General features: G+C 46.5%; 1 protein-coding gene. It reads left to right on the top strand.

What is annotated here, in order from left to right:
* Positions 1-243, top strand: a 243-nt coding sequence (locus BN338_RS12245) for an alanine-zipper protein (RefSeq protein WP_039761603.1), incomplete at both ends; no start/stop codon positions are given.

The raw sequence follows: 243 nt of genomic DNA, 5'->3' as shown, positions 1-243 counted from the left end.
TGAAGCGAAGACAGCATCAGATGAAGCCAAAGTTTTATCAGAAGCAGCAAAGAGGCTTTCAGAAGAAGTTAAGACTGCGAGTGATGAAATCAAACAAACGCTTGGAGAGGTAAAAAACGCTTCTGAAACGGCAGTCGAGACAGCCAACACAGCCAAACAAACAGGAGAGAATGCGCGCCAAACGGCTTTGGAAGCCTTGACGAAATCGAATGAAGCAAAGGTGATAGCGGAAGCGGCAAAAGG

Source organism: Bartonella queenslandensis AUST/NH15 (assembly GCF_000312585.1).
GTDB lineage: Bacteria > Pseudomonadota > Alphaproteobacteria > Rhizobiales > Rhizobiaceae > Bartonella > Bartonella queenslandensis_A.
This window is presented reverse-complemented; position numbering and strand designations above follow the sequence as displayed.